General features: G+C 28.5%; 1 protein-coding gene. It reads left to right on the plus strand.

Annotation, left to right across the window (positions count from 1 at the left end; translation table 11 throughout):
* A partial coding sequence (locus A9G30_RS13020; protein WP_218057823.1) for a hypothetical protein occupies positions 1-185 on the plus strand: 185 nt, incomplete at its 5' end.
* Positions 186-677: the final 492 nt, after the last annotated feature.

Raw genomic sequence — 677 nt, forward strand, 5'->3', positions numbered from 1 at the left:
TTTATAGAAAGGATTGCTATAGAATGTTAGCTCGTTATGATGGAAATTTTATAGGTATCGATAAAAACCTATTTACTCTAGATAATAATTTTAATCGTTGTTTAATTAATTATGATGAATTGGAAGAAAATATCATTAATCATTTTTATATTGAATTGGAGAAAATTGGAGGCCATCTCAATTAATTGTAATGGCTATTATTTCAAGTTAAATTGAATTCTGTTGGAAAGCGGAATAGGTTTAATTCTCGCCAAAAAATGGGCAAATGTCACCTCTATGATATAACTAACAATCATAAGAGAACACTGATCTGTAACTATCCCCTAAAATAGTACAGCCTAAACGTAGAAAATTCTCTTTATTAACCCACTGAGGATTTAAATATGAAAAAATGACTGAACATCAAATCTGTAAATATCCCCCTAAAATAGTACAAATCATAGGAGAACATATTATGTGTCAAAAAATTTAGCGCAGAGTTTAAACAATAGGCAGTGGTTTGATATTGCTTTATCCACTTATCTAATGCGGATTTAGTGATGTCATATTCAGTAATAATATTTGTTTATTTTTTAGCATGTTGATATAGAATCATCATTTGTTTTTTTATTGGTAAGTAAAACGGCGTTTTTTTCTTCTTGAAATGCGATTTGTCATGGGTGATTTCTTTTGTTTTT

This window comes from Gilliamella sp. Fer4-1 (assembly GCF_001690515.1).
GTDB classification, from domain to species: Bacteria; Pseudomonadota; Gammaproteobacteria; order Enterobacterales; family Orbaceae; genus Gilliamella; species Gilliamella apicola_C.